Source organism: Kaistella gelatinilytica (assembly GCF_015679325.1).
GTDB classification, from domain to species: domain Bacteria; phylum Bacteroidota; class Bacteroidia; order Flavobacteriales; family Weeksellaceae; genus Kaistella; species Kaistella gelatinilytica.
This window is the reverse complement of sequence record NZ_JADPVI010000001.1, coordinates 1,491,530-1,507,545: the sequence shown is the minus strand read 5'-3', so window position 1 is coordinate 1,507,545 and position 16,016 is coordinate 1,491,530. Positions and strand designations below refer to the sequence as shown.

17 protein-coding genes are annotated in these 16,016 nt (G+C 34.3%); 7 read left to right on the top strand and 10 right to left on the bottom strand.

Features of this window, described 5'->3' with window-relative positions; all coding sequences use genetic code 11:
- Window positions 1-10: 10 nt before the first annotated feature.
- From IV494_RS06750 to IV494_RS06740, 3 genes are all read right to left on the bottom strand, one after another.
- Entirely contained in the window at window positions 11-1,237 is a 1,227-nt protein-coding gene (locus IV494_RS06750; protein WP_196079369.1) for a SecDF P1 head subdomain-containing protein, read from the bottom strand.
- Window positions 1,238-1,541: 304 nt separating this feature from the next.
- Window positions 1,542-2,600: an alkane 1-monooxygenase gene (locus IV494_RS06745; protein ID WP_196079368.1), complete on the bottom strand. Its 1,059-nt coding sequence runs from the start codon at window positions 2,598-2,600 to the stop codon at window positions 1,542-1,544.
- Window positions 2,601-2,652: 52 nt separating this feature from the next.
- Complete coding sequence (locus tag IV494_RS06740) at window positions 2,653-3,720, bottom strand: Gfo/Idh/MocA family oxidoreductase (protein WP_196079367.1); 1,068 nt, start codon at window positions 3,718-3,720, stop codon at window positions 2,653-2,655.
- A gap of 206 nt (window positions 3,721-3,926) precedes the next feature.
- Here IV494_RS06740 and IV494_RS06735 point away from each other — a divergent pair, with 206 nt between their 5' ends.
- Window positions 3,927-4,103 carry a histone H1 gene (locus IV494_RS06735; protein WP_196079366.1) on the top strand — a complete coding sequence of 59 codons (177 nt, stop codon included), beginning with the start codon at window positions 3,927-3,929 and terminating at the stop codon, window positions 4,101-4,103.
- 484 nt (window positions 4,104-4,587) lie between these two features.
- Here the strand turns inward: IV494_RS06735 and IV494_RS06730 are convergent, their stop codons facing one another.
- Entirely contained in the window at window positions 4,588-5,001 is a 414-nt protein-coding gene (locus tag IV494_RS06730) for a fasciclin domain-containing protein (RefSeq protein WP_196079365.1), read from the bottom strand.
- Between the two features lie 235 nt (window positions 5,002-5,236).
- Between IV494_RS06730 and IV494_RS06725 the strand changes: the two genes are divergently transcribed.
- Window positions 5,237-5,755 carry an SRPBCC family protein gene (locus tag IV494_RS06725; RefSeq protein WP_196079364.1) on the top strand — a complete coding sequence of 173 codons (519 nt, stop codon included), beginning with the start codon at window positions 5,237-5,239 and terminating at the stop codon, window positions 5,753-5,755.
- Window positions 5,756-6,011: 256 nt separating this feature from the next.
- On the opposite strand, the gene IV494_RS06720 is transcribed toward IV494_RS06725, so the two are convergent.
- The 3 genes from IV494_RS06720 to IV494_RS06710 are packed head-to-tail and all read right to left on the bottom strand — an operon-like array spanning window position 6,012 to window position 8,827.
- Window positions 6,012-6,644 (bottom strand): pentapeptide repeat-containing protein, encoded by a 633-nt coding sequence (locus tag IV494_RS06720; protein WP_230379925.1) that lies wholly within the window; start codon window positions 6,642-6,644, stop codon window positions 6,012-6,014.
- Window positions 6,607-7,131: a hypothetical protein gene (locus tag IV494_RS06715; protein WP_196079363.1), complete on the bottom strand. Its 525-nt coding sequence runs from the start codon at window positions 7,129-7,131 to the stop codon at window positions 6,607-6,609. Before IV494_RS06715 ends, IV494_RS06720 begins: the two co-directional genes overlap by 38 nt.
- A 49-nt stretch (window positions 7,132-7,180) precedes the next feature.
- Window positions 7,181-8,827 (bottom strand): serine hydrolase domain-containing protein, encoded by a 1,647-nt coding sequence (locus IV494_RS06710; RefSeq protein ID WP_196079362.1) that lies wholly within the window; start codon window positions 8,825-8,827, stop codon window positions 7,181-7,183.
- A gap of 187 nt (window positions 8,828-9,014) precedes the next feature.
- On the opposite strand from IV494_RS06710, the gene IV494_RS06705 reads away from it, so the two are divergent.
- A complete protein-coding gene (locus IV494_RS06705; protein WP_196079361.1) occupies window positions 9,015-10,313 on the top strand; it encodes a DEAD/DEAH box helicase in 1,299 nt (432 codons plus the stop codon).
- A 304-nt stretch (window positions 10,314-10,617) separates the two neighbouring features.
- Here IV494_RS06705 and IV494_RS06700 read toward each other — a convergent pair whose 3' ends face one another.
- The 3 genes from IV494_RS06700 to IV494_RS06690 form a co-directional block, all read right to left on the bottom strand.
- The gene (locus IV494_RS06700; RefSeq protein ID WP_196079360.1) at window positions 10,618-11,499 is read right to left on the bottom strand and encodes a chitinase; all 882 of its coding nucleotides are present in this window, start codon (window positions 11,497-11,499) and stop codon (window positions 10,618-10,620) included.
- A 56-nt stretch (window positions 11,500-11,555) separates the two neighbouring features.
- On the bottom strand, window positions 11,556-12,059 hold the full coding sequence (locus tag IV494_RS06695) for a hypothetical protein (RefSeq protein WP_196079359.1): 504 nt from the start codon (window positions 12,057-12,059) through the stop codon (window positions 11,556-11,558).
- 292 nt (window positions 12,060-12,351) lie between these two features.
- The gene (locus IV494_RS06690) at window positions 12,352-12,822 is read right to left on the bottom strand and encodes a hypothetical protein (RefSeq protein WP_196079358.1); all 471 of its coding nucleotides are present in this window, start codon (window positions 12,820-12,822) and stop codon (window positions 12,352-12,354) included.
- A 483-nt stretch (window positions 12,823-13,305) separates the two neighbouring features.
- Here IV494_RS06690 and IV494_RS06685 point away from each other — a divergent pair, with 483 nt between their 5' ends.
- From IV494_RS06685 to IV494_RS06670, 4 genes are all read left to right on the top strand, one after another.
- Window positions 13,306-13,635, top strand: coding sequence for a single-stranded DNA-binding protein (locus IV494_RS06685; RefSeq protein WP_039353994.1), 330 nt, complete (start codon window positions 13,306-13,308; stop codon window positions 13,633-13,635).
- A gap of 92 nt (window positions 13,636-13,727) precedes the next feature.
- Complete coding sequence (locus IV494_RS06680; RefSeq protein ID WP_196079357.1) at window positions 13,728-14,174, top strand: HRDC domain-containing protein; 447 nt, start codon at window positions 13,728-13,730, stop codon at window positions 14,172-14,174.
- A 129-nt stretch (window positions 14,175-14,303) separates the two neighbouring features.
- Complete coding sequence (locus tag IV494_RS06675; RefSeq protein ID WP_196079356.1) at window positions 14,304-14,786, top strand: GNAT family N-acetyltransferase; 483 nt, start codon at window positions 14,304-14,306, stop codon at window positions 14,784-14,786.
- A gap of 110 nt (window positions 14,787-14,896) precedes the next feature.
- Window positions 14,897-15,850: an ADP-ribosylglycohydrolase family protein gene (locus tag IV494_RS06670; protein ID WP_196079355.1), complete on the top strand. Its 954-nt coding sequence runs from the start codon at window positions 14,897-14,899 to the stop codon at window positions 15,848-15,850.
- Window positions 15,851-16,016: the final 166 nt, after the last annotated feature.

Genomic DNA, 16,016 nt, shown 5'->3' with positions numbered 1-16,016 from the left:
ATTGATTTGATTATTTTTTCAGGTTCTTAATTAATTCATCAATTTCTTTTTCGGTAAATTTTCCGGCAATGTTTGCTTTTCCACCAGAAATTTCAGACTGAATTATAGGTGCCGAAACGATGAATTTATTGATCACAATGGCGATGGGTTTATTAATGTTTGTTTTAGTGAATGCGGCAAATTTTAATGCTCCGGCTTTGGTAAAGGTGATCTGCAGTTCAGTTCCGCCGTAATTTGGTTTTATTTTTTCTACGCTTTGAAAATCTTTTGGAGTAACACTGGCTTCTTTTGCCAGTATATATTTTGAGACATTGTAGTTGTATTTTACGTAGTTAAGAACGGCATAAATCCCATTTGATCTTGTTGTTGGTGTTTGTTTTTCTGAGTTTTCAATTTTTGCAGCCGCAATTTCGGGTTCGTCGCCTGGACAATATTTTGTAAAATAGGGTTGTAGTTTAGACTCATTCTGACTTGTCTTTGAGTCGGAACTGTTCTTGATCAATTCACCTAAATCGCTGTTGTCGCGAACACCAGGATTGGTTTTTTTCACCGTACTTACTGCATTCAGGATTTCAGGTGTTATCTCTTCCTTTTCTAAATCTTTACGGTCATTGAATCTATATTTTTCATTTTTTTTCTCCAGGGTAAAAACCAGTTTTTCCTGTAAAGCATCCGGATCGGGAATCACCGTAAAAACACTGTATTTCTTAGCTAAAGGAAATGTGTAAATCAATGCTGCGTAAGGATATATGGTTTTTTCGTGTCCGAAATTAGGATTTGTAGGAATGGTAATGGTTAAATAATTATTACCGTCTTTCTTTTTAGTGATGACATAATGATCACCTAAGCAATTAACTCCATCATTAAATACCGGTTTCATTTCCTGCGGAATTACGGCATCTTTTGAAAAACCGATCCTCGCGTAAGAACTGCTTAAATTGATAACATTAATTTTGAGGTCTTTTGTTACTTTTCCACCTTTTGCGTAAATTTTGAGTGGTTCGGAATCGGCCTTTATTTCGGTGAGCTCGATCGTATTTTTATCAGTTTTTTTCCACGTTCCGGATTTATATCCTGCATAGTAGAAAAAGTAAAATTCGTTATTTTCTAGAACCGCGACGGACGAATTGGGCATGTCGACAACGCCGTCGTGTAAATTATAATAACCCACAAACTGCGCATTTGTTTTGGAGAGAAAGAAAGTTAGAATGATGAACAGCACATATTTTTTTGTCATATTTTAAGTTTTTCGATGAATACTATTAATAATTTTGTTGAGATTGATCGCACTTGTTCATCACTCCTAATTTTTCAACCTGTTTAAATTTGGAAAGCAAAAGATAGTAAAACTTGGAGAATAGCGTTTGAATTAATTTCTATCTATTTACACTTTGATCCTTTTGCAAAACAAAATACTTTTTATTTTAGCCACGATTGCAGCGGCATCCTTTTTCGTAACGAAGTGGAGAAAAAGATACAGCGGAAAGCGGGAAAATGCTTGAAAAGAAAAGATTTTCTTCTTGCTCCTTATCAAGAGTTCGTCAAGAAATTGGAGAATTATTTTCTAAATTTTTTATTTTCCGGTTCATCACATAAAACCAAGCGGGTGGAAAAAGCGCTAAAATCATACTTCCGGGATAACCTGTCGGTAATTGTGGCGCTTCATCATGATGATCTAAAATCTGGTATTTTTTGCTCGCTAAATAATGGTGATCGCTGTGACGACTTAGTTCGAACAACATCAATCTTCCTAATGCATGATTACTGTTCCAGCTATGTTTTGGCATTGCGCGTTCATAATTTCCGCTGGTTGTTTCTTTGCGACTCAGACCGTAATGTTCAATATAATTAATGGTTTCCAAAAGCGTAATACCGATGATTGCAGCTGCCAGAAAATAGAGTGTAGCCAATCCGCCAAATGCAAAATAAATTAAGATAACGAATGCGATCTGGATGATTTGAAACTGGAGCATTTCATTTTTAAGACTCCATTTTGAAGCTCCTTTTTTAAGTATTTCTTTCGTGGAAATTTCCCAAGCTGAGAGATAAGAAAAAATAATTGTGCGGAAATAAAAGAAATATAAAATTTCATTTTTTCGTGCGCTGCTCGGATCTTTTGGTGTAGATACATTTTTGTGATGTCCTTTGTTATGCTCAATGAAAAAATGCATATAAAGGGAAGTTAGTAATAAAGCTTTCGCGAAGAATTGTTCCATTTTATTTTTTCGGTGCCCCAACTCATGCGCGACATTGATTCCAAATGTACCACACAATAATCCCATCGTGAAAATTCTACCAATCACATCGAAAGTCGGCGAATTGGGTGTAGAAATAACAGACAAAAATTTAAAAAGCGAGAAGTATTGAAAAACTACAATGATGTAAAGCATATAATCGTAAGTCGAATCTTTTTTTGCAATTTCTGTTTCTGTTGCACTCAGATTTTTTTCGTCAGGTTTAAAAAATAATTCGATTATCGGGATTAAAATCCAGACATAAAGAAGTGGAATCCAAACGAACCAACCCGATTGAGTAAATGAAATCCAGGCTAAAATATAAATGATCAAAGGCGACAAATATTTGAAAGCTTTTATATTCATGATCTTAGTTTTGCTAATCAAATCTAAGGAAAAACGGTAGAATAATTTTGCCTTAAATATTATTATTCAAAAAAATAACCTTTTCTTCTCGTGAACTTTCAAATGCAGCTTCAATGATTTTCATATTCTGAATAATTTCCGTTGCAGGCGAAGGTAAGTCTGCGCCGAAAACGATGTGCTCATAAATATCCTGGTAATAATTCATGTAATTTCCAGGTTCGCTTGAAGTGAGAATTCTTTCGGTCTCGAAATCTTTGTTTAAATAATTAAGGATTCCATCATATTCCGTTAAAGGTTTTGTCCACTCTTCATTGTAAGTTGGAATGGCGCCGGAAACCAATTCGCTTTCCTGATCATCGGTTCTTTCCTGTAGAAAACTTCCTTTGTCACCGTGGAGAATATAAGCGTAATGGGCTTCTTTGCTAAAGACGGAAGATTTTAAACGAACGCGCAAATTATTTTTATAGTAAAGGATAATTTCAAAATAGTCGTTTGCAAATTCTTTTCCTTTCATAGAAAATACATCGGCAAAAAGTTTTTCGGGAAAGCCAAAAAGCTGTGTCGCCTGATCGATGAGATGAGAACCGAGATCATGAAGCGCGCCCGAACCTTTTAGCAGTGGATTTTCTTTATGTTCTTTTGCACTCGGTTCGGTTCGGAAACGGTCGAATCGGATCTCGACTTCTTTTAAAGTTCCGAGTTTTCCATCTTCCAAAATATTTTGAACCTGAAGATAATCGCGGTCGAATCTGCGGTTTTGATAAACGCTCAGAAACAGATCTTTTTCTTTTGCCAACTGAACCAGTTGTTCAGCTGCCGAAACATCTACGGTGAAAGGTTTTTCGACAATGACATTTTTACCGGCTTCCAAAGCTTTTTTTACATAGTCAAAATGGGTTTGAACCGGTGTGTTAACTACGACCAGTGTGATATCTGCATTTTGGAGCATTTCTTCTACCGATCTGAAGATGGTAGTTTCCGGATATTTTGTTTTGGATTTCTGATTTGATCTTTCTACAATTGCCGCCATGAAAAATCCCGGATGTTCTTTTAAAAACGGCGCGTGAAAAACTTTTCCACTCATCCCAAAGGCGCAAAGTCCCACTTTTACGAGTTGCATGATCTATATTTTTAACAAATATATTTATAAAATTGATGATCTGCGGATTGTGATTTTCTAAAAAAAAGATTTAAAATTCTAGATCAAAATGAAGATGAAAATTTCTAGAATGTTTAAGTCTGATTTATTTTAATAATTATTTCCCCAAACCTTGGTATATCCGTATAAAATTGTATTTTTGAAATCTAAATTTACAATATACTATTATGAAAGACCTAATCGAAAAAATCAACGCTGAATTTGAAACATTTACAACTGAATCAACTTCATTATCAGAAAAAGGAGTGAAAGCTGCAGGAGCAAGAGCTAGAAAAGCAACTTTGGAACTTGAAAAATTATTAAAAGAATTTAGAAAAGTTTCTATCGAAGAGTCAAAAAAATAATTTTTTGATTGATTCTTTTTTAAATAAAGAAACTTTTTAAATAGGTTAGTAAGCGTTTTCTAATCACTCTAACCTTATATTTTCATTATAAAGGCTGTCGTTTTTTAAACGGGAGCCTTTATTTTTGGCGCTTGATCAATGATTTCTACCATGCTTTCATTTTGTAAATGCAAACTTTTTCGAAATGGAGTGAAACTAAAGTTAAAGTGGAAAGAACGACTTGATTCGCTTCAAAGACAAAATATTGTTGCTTCAAATATAAATGAATGTCTAAGAGACTTGTAAAATACCAAAGTTTAAAATGCAGAATTAATTTTGGTCGTTTTTCAAATTAATTTTCCTGAATTTTAAAATTATTATTCGTAGCCAAAGATCTTGGAAGAAAGCGACTGTAGAATTTGAGAAATATTCTACTATAGAATCAAAAAAAACAAAGCCTCACGATGAGGTGAGGCTTTGTTCCAATTTTTACAAAAGCTAAATGCTATGGTAATAATACGGTGTCAATAACGTGGATTACTCCATTTGAAGCTTCGATATCGGCAGCTGTAACTGTTGCATTTCCGATCATTACTTTTCCGTCTTTAATGCTTACAAGTAATTTTCCTCCCTGTACGGTTGTTAATTCCTGTCCGTCTGATAAATCTGCTGCGTGTGCTTTTCCGCTTACAACATGGTAAGTTAAAACTTTCGCAAGTTCCGCTTTGTTTTCTGGTTTTAGCAAAGTGTCTACACTTGACTGAATGTCTGCAAAAGCAGCATCGGTAGGTGCAAAAACTGTAAATGGTCCTTCACTTTGTAAGGTTTCTACTAAACCTGCAGCTGTTACTGCAGCAGCAAGTGTTTTACAGTCTGAACTTGCGATTGCTACGATGTCTTTTTTCATTACGTTGTCCATTATAATAATATTTTTAATTGAGAATTCGTTTTCTCATTTGGTAAATTTACATACTAATTATTATAAAATGGTATATTTTCCTTTATATTTATAATAGAAAGGTTCAATCCATAAACGGTAAAATTTTAAATGAGAACATTGAAATTAGCTCTTTTTTTTGGTGCTCCGAATGATGAAATTTCAGCCGCGATATTTAAATGAGTTTAAAGCATTTTTTTAATTTATAAATAAAATTATGATCATCTTGTTAGTTATTGTTATTGCCCTAATTGTTTTAGGGATTTACTTGAAAAAAGAGTATCAGATTGTTCGGGAAATAACAATTGCTCAACCAAAGCAAGAAGTTTTCAGCTACATTAAATTCCTGAAAAATCAAAACGAATACAGTTACTACAACAAAAAAGATCCGGACAACATAAAATCATACAGTGGAACCGATGGCGAAGTTGGTTTTACCTATACCTGGAAAAGCAAAATAAACAGCATTGGAACGGGCATGCAAACTATTTCAAAAATCATCGAAGGAGAAGAAATTCGATGCAATATTCAATTCACAAAACCACTTCCCTTAAAGTCGGTAGCTTCGATTAAGTTAACTGCACTCAATGAAAGTGAAACAAGAGTGACCTGGACTTTCAGCAGTGTTTATCCATTTCCTTTAAACATCATCATCTATTTTGTTGATCTGGAAAAGTTGATCGGAAATGATATTGCATCGAGCTTAGAGAGTTTAAAGGAAAATCTGGAACGATAATTTTTATTTATCGGAAAGTTTACAGCTTTAGAAAGTTACTTAATTTGTATTTTACTTTTGTTTTTTTTTGAAAAAAAATTTCTTCAATTGTAGGATTAAAATAGTACTGCAAAAGTCTTGTTTCCTGGCGAAAATCTCCGCCCCAGCCTGAACGGAACTCTTTTTTTCCTGGAACGATTCCTTTCTTTTGAAGATGGTTTTGGTGAGGAAAAAAAAGTGGGAGTGGAGAATGGAAAAAGGTGGCCAAATAAAAAAATTAATTCTCGATCTTGATCTGATACTTTTCTAAAAGTCCGGAAATGCCTGCAGAAGAAAATTTTGCACCTTTCAAACGGTTGTTTTCGGGATCGATCGTATAATTAAAAGCGCTGCGAAAATCCGCTTTTTCGAGATTCGTGTTTTGAAAAATTGTTTGTGATAAATCGCAGTCTATAAAACTGGCGTTGCTCAAATCGGCTTCTGAAAATTCGATCTCCCGTAATTGACAGTCTTTGAAAACCGTTTTCCGAAGGTTCATTTGAAAAAAAGAGGAATGATTTAACTGGCAGTTTTGAAACGAAAATGAAAGATTGAACTGGTTGCACCGTTCAAATTGCAGTCCGAGCATTTTGCAGTCTTTAAAGGATATATTTCGGAAAGCAGTGTCGTTAATTTGCGCTAAACTTAAGTTGCAATCGATGAAATCACATTCTAAAAATTTGAAATCGGAAAGGTTATTTTCGCTGAAATTGCAGTTTTTGAACGTACAGTTTTCATATTCGCCTTTCTCTAAAGGATTTTTTGTAAAGTCTGTTTTGTCGAAGGTTTGGTCTTGCATAATGGCTGCAAAGTTAAGAAAGAAAAAATCTGAATTACTCTTTTGCGATATTTTTGGTGTAAGAATATTCATGCCGTTTTATCCAGTTTTTTTCGCCCTCAAACTGAACTTCTTTTTTATTGACAAAAGTATTTTTTCCAAGGGTGTAAATGTGTTTTATCGTTGCCGGCTTATTGTCGTTGCCGTCTTTCCCCGATTCTGTGGTAATGATCTCGATATTTTTATTTGAAAGTTTTTTTCTCGAAATAACCAATTCATGGTTCATGTGTTTTCCATCTTTCGAAATGGTAATTGTATCACTCGAATTCGCGTTTGATTCTTTCGGATAGCGATTTGAAAAAATAAATTGATTGCTTTTTCCAATTCTCGCAATTTCCAGATCGGCTTGCATGGTGAAAGGTTTTCCGGAGGAATAATCGAGGTAAGTTAAGGAACCTTGCCAGTTTCCGCAGGCTTCTGCAAAGTCTTTGACTATATTTTTAGAATTAATTTGAGCGCTGAAAGTTGTTGCGACCAAAATTGTAAAACTAAATATTAATACGGATTGTAAGTTTTTCATGATATTAAAATTAGGAAATTATTTTAGTGTTGAGGTTAAAAATTTTTGATCATTGAGCGACTGCCGGGATCAAATAATTTTCCATCATTTTTTCTACCTGTTTTTCTCCGTTTGGCGTGTTGTAAGCAGTTGCGGTAATTACGATGACTATCCGCTCATCTTTGAAAATAAAAATCCGGTTGCCGCCATTTCCGCTGGAGTAATACACTTCATAGTTTTTACCATTTATTTTGTACGTTTTATTCCAGAAAAGATAGCCGTAAAATTCATTTTCAGAAATGATTATTTGGTGTGATAAACTTTTTGCGACCCAGTCTTTTGGCAGAATTTGCTTGCCTTTCCAAACTCCGGCATTTTTATATAATTGTCCGAATTTCGCAAGATCCAGCGCGCGCATTTGTAAACTTCCTGCTGTATTTGCGACTTTTTGCGGAGTCAGTTGCCATTTATAATTTGTGATTCCGAGTGGTTGAAATAATTTTTTGTCGGCGTATTTTTCTAAACCATCCGGAACTTTTTTATTAATGATATCGCCCAAAAGTACAACTCCGGCGGTGAAATAATCCCATCTTTTTTCTGCAACCTTTGTTTTATCAATGGAAAGATCTAACGTAAAATTGACCCAGTTTTCAGTTGGATACATATTTTCTTCGTTTCCGGGAGAATCAGAATCGATGTCGGAACCTTCAAAAGTTGAACTCATCGTCAGCAAATCTTTTAAGGTAATATTTTCCTTTTCCGGAGCGTAGTTTTTAAACTTTTTGAGGTTGTAAAAATCTTTTAAAGTCTGGTTTTCGTTTTTAATGTAACCGTCTTTTATCGCAAATCCCAATATTGTTGAAGCAAATGATTTTCCCACAGATCTTGTGTCGTGAAGCGTATTTCTGGTCGCGCCGTTAAAATATTCTTCCACTAAAAGTTGATTATTTTTAATAACGACAATGCTTGTGACGTCTTTGTATTTTTTGGTTAAAATTTTCCGGTTGAGTTCTTCAATTTGAGCAATATCAATTTTTTCTTTGGAAATTTTCCAGTCTTTTAAAGGATGGATAGTTTGAAATTTAACCAGTTGCTCATCGACTTTTATTTCAGGGATGATTATTTTTATTTCTCCGTCTGCAATGATGTTTCCTACTAAAACTTCGGGTAATTTTAGATAAGGTCTAATCTCAATTTTAAGCAGATGTTCTCCGGTTGAGAAAGAATCTTCGCCGCCATTTGCCAAAAACCGATTCCACAAAAACCGTCCCCAGGAATCTTCATTAGTAGAACTGATCAGCGGAACCCGAAATATTAACTTTTGATTTTTATTTTCAGCACTTCCGGCGCCCACGTTTAAGTTTTCTGCATAAATTTTTTTCCCATCAACAAAGAAGCTGAACTGATAATTTCCGTTTGCTGTTAGTTCTTTCGCGGAAAGTTTTGGCGCTAATAAATGAAGTTCATTTGTTAATGACTTTTCCAAAAAAACGCGAATGTTTAAATCAGTATTTTCTTTTAATTCGAATGATTTTAAGAAGTCAGATTGTTTGAAATTTTCAATAGGAATATTCTCCTTCATAAAAGCAATTTTTCCCAAATTGGCTTGGTGAATGGAAAGCGTAACACCATCGCTTTTTACAAAATCCTGTGACTGTGCGAAAAAGTTTATCGTTGTAAGGAAGACCGTGATAAAAATGTAAAAATTTCTTTTCATATTCATTTATTAATATAGAAGAATTTGTTGTAGAGAGAAGATTTTAGCGTCATTTATATTCTGCTTTGCATTAAACTAATACTTTGTGAAGATAACAAAAAGGCAGGGCAACAAAAAATTTCTAATAAAACCATGATCTGAAAACAATTCACGAAAACTGTGGTTATCTTTGCAAAAACAATTTACAATGTCCAGACTGATCTCCGATTTAGGAATTATAAAAAAACTTCAAAATTCTTTAACCGATTTAGATATTTCGGTAGCGACCGATATTCAGGAACAGGTTATTCCTGTAATTCTTGATGAAAAGGATGATTTGGTCGCACTGGCGAAAACAGGAACGGGTAAAACTGTCGCTTTCGGATTGCCTCTTTTGCAATTGGTTGACGCTGAAAATACAAATATTCAGACTTTAATTTTAGCGCCAACGCGTGAATTGAGTCAACAGATTTATAGTAATCTGAAAGAACTCGGGAAGTATATTCCTGAGGTTTCCATTGTTTTACTTACTGGAGGAAACACGGTGAAATCTCAAGTCGAAGAATTGAAATCGCCGACGCATATCGTTGTAGCAACTCCTGGTCGTTTTTTAGATCTATTGGAAAAAGGTGCGCTGGATGTTAAATCTTTGAAACACTTAGTTTTAGACGAAGCTGATGAAATGTTTCAGGCTTTGAAAGAAGATCTGATGCCCATTTTGAAAGTATTACCGAAAGAGCGCCGTACTTATTTATTCAGTGCCACAATGCCGGGAGAACTGAAGGAGATCGTTCATAATTACATGTCGAAAAGTGCCATTTCCATCAATTCTGATATGGCGACAATCGGACATGAAGGTATTGATCATCAATATATTGTAGTTGATCCGATCGAGAAATTAGATGTGCTTTTGCATTTTCTGAATTCGCAGGAAGGTGGAAGAGGAATTATCTTCTGTAAAACCAAAGCTGCCGTAAATAAACTTGCGAAAAATCTGGCGATCCGTAAAATTTCTTCAGGCGCATTGCACGGAAGTTTAACGCAGGGAATTCGGGATCGTATTATGGAGCAGTTCCGTGAAGGATATATCGATATTTTGGTGGCGACCGATCTGGTTGCGAGAGGAATTGACGTGAAAGAACTGGCGTATGTTGTCAATTATCATTTGCCCGACACGCACGAAGCTTACGTTCACCGTAGTGGAAGAACGGGTAGAGCAGGAGCGAAAGGACTTTCGATGACGATCATTCAGGAAGACGAAGTGAAAGAAATTCCGGCTTTTGAAAAAGAACTGGGTATTCATTTTAAACCGATCAAAAAAGCAGATGCTTCAGCGATCGAATGGAACAACACTTTAGTTTGGGCGAAAAAAGTCTTTAAAACAAAACCCAATCGCGAAATTCCAGAGGAAGTAAAACAGCAAGTGAAAACCATTTTTCATCATTTAACGAAAGAAGAACTGGTTGATAAAGTTTTGTCTAATTATTTAGCGGAGAATAATAAATAACTTTTAAGTTGTCTTTATAAATTATTAAAGCGGTCTGGATTTGAATTCAAATGTTCAAATTGAGACCGCTTTATTTTTTTTAAAAGTTTGTGTTTAGAACTCGCTTCAATTCGGCAAAAGAATTAACCACAAAAGTCACAAAAGTTTTAGGTGAAAAATTACTTTTTAAAGTTCATATAAGTTCCGAAAATCAAAGATTTTCAACGCTAGAATCTAAATGTTTTTAAAGTGGAAACTAAAGCTGATGTTTTGAGTAAATTTAAATAGGCTCTTACTAAATTTTATTTTTTTCAGTTCGTTGCAATTACTGTCCGAATGGTTTTTGGGTACTGCAACTGATGTTATCACCGGGCGAAACTTTAAAATAATCGCAAAAATATTTGTAATACTCGTATCTGTATTTTGTTTTTTGAAGATCAGTTCCATTTCCACATTCTACACCGCCGTTGATCACATTTACGGTTGCGCCAAAACCTGGTAAACGTCCATTTTGAATGTCTTTTTCATTTGGTTTCCAGTTGCCATTCATAATATCATGACACGATGGTTTCGGGAATTGAGGCGTCATCCAAAACCAGATCGCAGAAGCAAATGAAAGCACAGGATCTTGGGACAACAATTCAGGATGTTGCAATAATTTATCTTTTGAGCCAAACCACGCTTCGCTGAACTGTCCGTAATTGTAGTTCCAGCTTAATTGTTTTGGACCACGACCAAAGTATTTTTCGCCCGCTACCGGAGGATAATTCACCTTCGAAAAATCTGCATAATCGTTTGGTACGCCTTCCTGTTTTTCTTCTAAAAAATAAAGTCCCCATTTAAAATATCCTCCCGGTGCTTCTGCCCAACCGCCGCTTGTTTCCTGCGCTATATTCGCCAGAAAAGCAGCAAGTTCACGCTTTTGAGTTTCGGCATCACCTTTTAGAAAATCCGGGTAAATGAGTGCCGCAGCAACAAATGATTTAAAGGAATAGAAATCAGGCGCATTCTTTTGTGGATTTTTGCTGTTGATTCCGTAACGGTTTGGGAAAAGCTCATTCCATTTTTTTTCGTTTAAATAAAGCGTTAAAGCAGTTTCGCCAGTTTTGTATTGGGTCAATTTCAAGGGTTCATGAAGAGGCATCGGCGTTTTAGTAGAACAATTGATTGAGAAGAAAAATAGTGATAGGATGAAAAGGTATTTCATGGTTGGAGAATTTTATTTCGTTTCAGTGGAAACGTTTAATTTTATCGTAGAATATATTAGTGGGTGTGTTTTTTATATTCGATGTAAGCATCATCTTCACCAATTATATCAACAAGGTTTGCATAATTAAATTTCCCAAGATGAAAATAATTTATTAAAAAATGTTTTTCGTTAAATATTTGATTCTTTGTAATCTGTTCGAAGTTGATGGTTATATTTTGATTATTATTCAAGAGTAATTTTAAATGGTTGTCAGTTCCATTGGATCGATAAGAATCGCCTAAATTTCCCTCAAAACTGGAAATCCCCCAAGAACCTTTAAAATCATTTGCGTCAATTCCAATATGTGTTACTTCGTTAAGTGAATATATTTTACTCAGAATTACTATTTCTTCATTCTTAAATTCAAGTATTCCGTTAAATTTCCCTTGTAAATATTGCACTTTATTAACTTTAAAAATGGAAAAAGCTAAAGCTACAATCATACATGCTAAAACTCCAAGAAATAAGATAGCATCAAACGCATTGAAATCTTGATCATAATTTTTTGTGAAGTTCATCCGTAGAAAAATTATGATCATTAGAGATATCCAAATGATAAAAATTATTTTTCTTGGCGTAAAATAAAACTTCTTTTCCTTGGATAAAATTCTATATGTCAATTTGCAGTCTTTGGTTTAAAATAGCAGATAACTTTTTTGAGTTTCTGCTCATGGTTGAATATTTCTGTTGGAGGTGGACTTTTTTAACAAGTCTATGTAAATATAACAAATTGATCAGGTAGAGAAAATCTTTATGATAGGAACTTTCGACATGTTGATAGAAATACCGTTTTGTAGGATGTACTTCTGCTTAGAATTCTCCACATAAATTTCTTGAATTTGAATCAAAAGCATATATAGTTGTTAAAAGATCTGCATCCTTTTCAGTTAAATTATATTTTTTGACTAATGCTAAATGTCCTTTGCCAAAAATTTTGTCATGATAATTTGTAAAAGATTTTTGCATTGATGGTTTTGGAAATTTATTCTTTGCGACTGCATAACAGGAATCATCAAACTTATATTCCATTTCAACATATTCACAAAAAGAAATTTTCTTTTCATCTAAATTTTTCAGAATGTTTAGCAGTTTTTTTTTGTCACTATCATGCTGCAAAGTAGGCAATACTTTTTCTCTGAATTCATCATTTGGTAAACCCTCGATTCTATGAGCGATGGAATCAACTTCTATTTTTTCAGTCGGTTTGTTTTCAATTATAATTTCTTTTTTTTGACAGTTAAAAATCAAAAAAAATGGTAAAAAGTAAAGTATTCTTTTCATGTGCGTTTCTTTAGGTATATCCTACAACTTTTTTATATGTATTATCTTGTTTCACAAACACGCCAAAATATGGTTGTATTTGAATCATACTTTATTGCTAAGCTAAAATAGTACAAATTCCCTATCGATTATCAAATGGTACTTTTACTTGTGGTACATTTCCGACGCACTTTCGAAAGATAATATACCCTAAATTTTAGCCCCGATCGCAGTGGAAATCCTTTTTTGTCTCGGCTTTTGACGAGATGAAAAAGATTGAAACGAAAAGCGGGTGCGAAATTTTGGAGAAAATGTAATCTTTGCGCTTCTTAAAAATGAAAATAAAGCATTGATTATCAGTTTTATACTCGATACAAACGACTACAAACGATAATAAACACTTCTTTACCGACTAAATTTTGGTAACCGATGAACCTTTGCAACAGAGATTCGAGGAAAATCAGTGAGACTCGTTTCTAATGTTTAATTATAAAATTTAAAGCCATGTCACTAAGAAACAAAGTTACCCTAATCGGTAGAACAGGAAAAGACGTAGAGATCGTGAAATTCGAAAACGGAAAATTAGCTAAAGTAAGTTTGGCGACCACCGATCATTACACCAATGCATTGGGAGAAAAAGTAGAGGAAACCCAATGGCACAATCTGGTTGTCAACGGAAAGTTGGCCGACATTATGGAAAAGTATGTTGAAAAAGGCAAAGAGATCGCCGTAGAAGGAAAAGTAGTGTATAAAAATTATGAAGATAAAGAAGGAATCAAAAGATTTACAACCGAAATCCGTGTAGAGGAACTTGTTCTTTTGAGTGGAAAATAGTTATGGTTGGAGAAGATCAGCCGGATTTTAGCCTATCGAATTCGGCTTGCTTCTCTTTTTTTTTAAACAAATAATTATAAAAACACAAAGCGATGAAAACTAAAATTTTTAAAATACGCCTTTCCGAAGAGTTTATTTACAACGATCAAAAAACGCTCGATCACTTTCTGCAGGAAAACAACATCTTGAAATATGAAACTGCTTTTGTAAAAGATGATGAAAATTACTGGTCGGTGATCCTTTATTATGAGGAATTAAAAGTCCAGTTCAACGAACCTAAATCTGAAAAATACAGTGCAGAACAGGAGCAGCTGAATATTGATGAAATAAAAATCCTCGATTCCCTAAAACTCTGGCGCAGTGAAAAAGCGAAGGAGAAAAGCCTGCCGGTTTATTTAATCGCCACCAACAAAGAATTGCTTTCCATCGCGAAATACAAACCGATTAAAAAAGAGGAACTTCTTGATATCAAAGGTTTTGGTAAATACAAGATCGAAAATTATGGGGAAGAAATCATTGAGATTTTAGAAACGGTCTAAAACACAAATTCTATATATTTTCAGAAAGACCGGAGAAATTTTCTTCGGCCTTTTTCAGTTGCAATTTTATTGAGAGTAAGATTCTTTTTTTAGTTGATGAATTCACTAAGTTTTTTTTAAATTTATAAAATGGAAATTACGATCAGAGAAATTCAAAAATCAGATAATCAATTATTAGCTACAATCATTCGCAGCTGCTTTCATGATTTCAATGTTGCCACGGACGGAACAGTTTATGTTGATCCAACGACCGATAATTTATACGAGCTTTTCCAACAGGAAAATTCAGCACTCTTTGTAGCAGAAGCAGATGGGGAATTATGCGGTTGCTGCGGGATTTTCCCTACAGAAGGTTTACCGGAAAATTGTGCAGAATTGGTTAAGTTTTATATCGCTAAAGATTTTCGCGGAAAAGGTTTGGGCAAAATGCTTATGGAAGAAAGTATTGAGTTTGCGAAAAAGTCTGGATATCAATCAATTTACATAGAAAGTTTACCGGAATTTTCGACCGCAGTTTCCATTTACGAAAAGCAGGGTTTTAAATATCTGGAAAAACCTTTGGGAAATTCCGGACATTCAGGTTGCAACCTTTGGATGATCAAGCATCTTTAGAAATTTTAATTAATATTTTTCTATTTTACTTTGTACTTAGGAACAATCGAAATAGTTTTAGAATCTATAAAAATATCAATAATCAATAAATTAAATTTTAAGGATTAATTATGAAAGACCTGAAAGAAAACATTAAATCAGCCTTGTTTGGTGTTGCAGTTGGAGATGCACTTGGCGTACCGGTTGAATTCAAAAGTAGAGAAATAATCAGCCGAAATCCGGTAAAAGATATGATCGGATTTGGAACGTATAATTTGCCTCCGGGAACTTTTTCCGACGACAGCTCTCTTACTTTTTGTCTTGCTGAAGCGTTAACGCAAGAATTCGATTTAAAGGTAATCGGTCAAAATTTCGTAAAATGGGTTCAGGAAAATTATTGGACTGCAAGAGGAAATGTTTTCGATATCGGGATCGCAACAAGAGAAGCAATTAACCGCCTTGCAAAAAACGAAAGACCAGATTTAGCGGGAGGTTCTGAAGTTTCTTCCAATGGTAATGGTTCGTTGATGAGAATTTTGCCCCTGCTTTTTTACATTATTGATAAACCCGTTGATGAGCGCTATCAAATTACAAAACAAGTTTCTTCAATTACGCACGGACATATTCGTTCGGTGATCGCATGTTTTTATTATCTTGAATTTGCCCGACAATTAATTTCCCAGATCGATAAATTCGAGATTTATAAAAATTTACAAAGAGAAATCCCGGAGTTTTTAACATCTATTTCCATCAACCAAAAAGAGATTTCTTTTTTTGACCGACTTTTAAGCGAAGATATTTTTGAATTGCCAGAAGAAAATATTTTGAGCACCGGATATGTAATTCACACGCTCGAAGCAAGTATCTGGTGTTTATTGACAACCAAAAATTACAAAGACGCAACTTTGAAAGCCGTCAATTTAGGCGAAGATACCGATACAACTGCAGGCGTCACCGGTGGACTTGCAGGATTACTTTATGGCTTTCAAAATATTCCCGAGAATTGGATTCAACAATTAGCCAGGAAAGAAGATATTGAAAATTTAGCTGAAAGATTATCAGAAAAAATGAAAACTATTGAATAATCGCTTTAAAAATTCATCTTAAAAATGAGGTTTAAAAAGAATCTGTTTTCAAATTTATAAATTCAATCTCCAAAAAAACCGCCGTTTAAATACTAATAAAAATCCTTTTCAATTCCGTATTTTTGCAGTCGAAAGCGAAGTAATTGCATTGATAATTACCCATTGC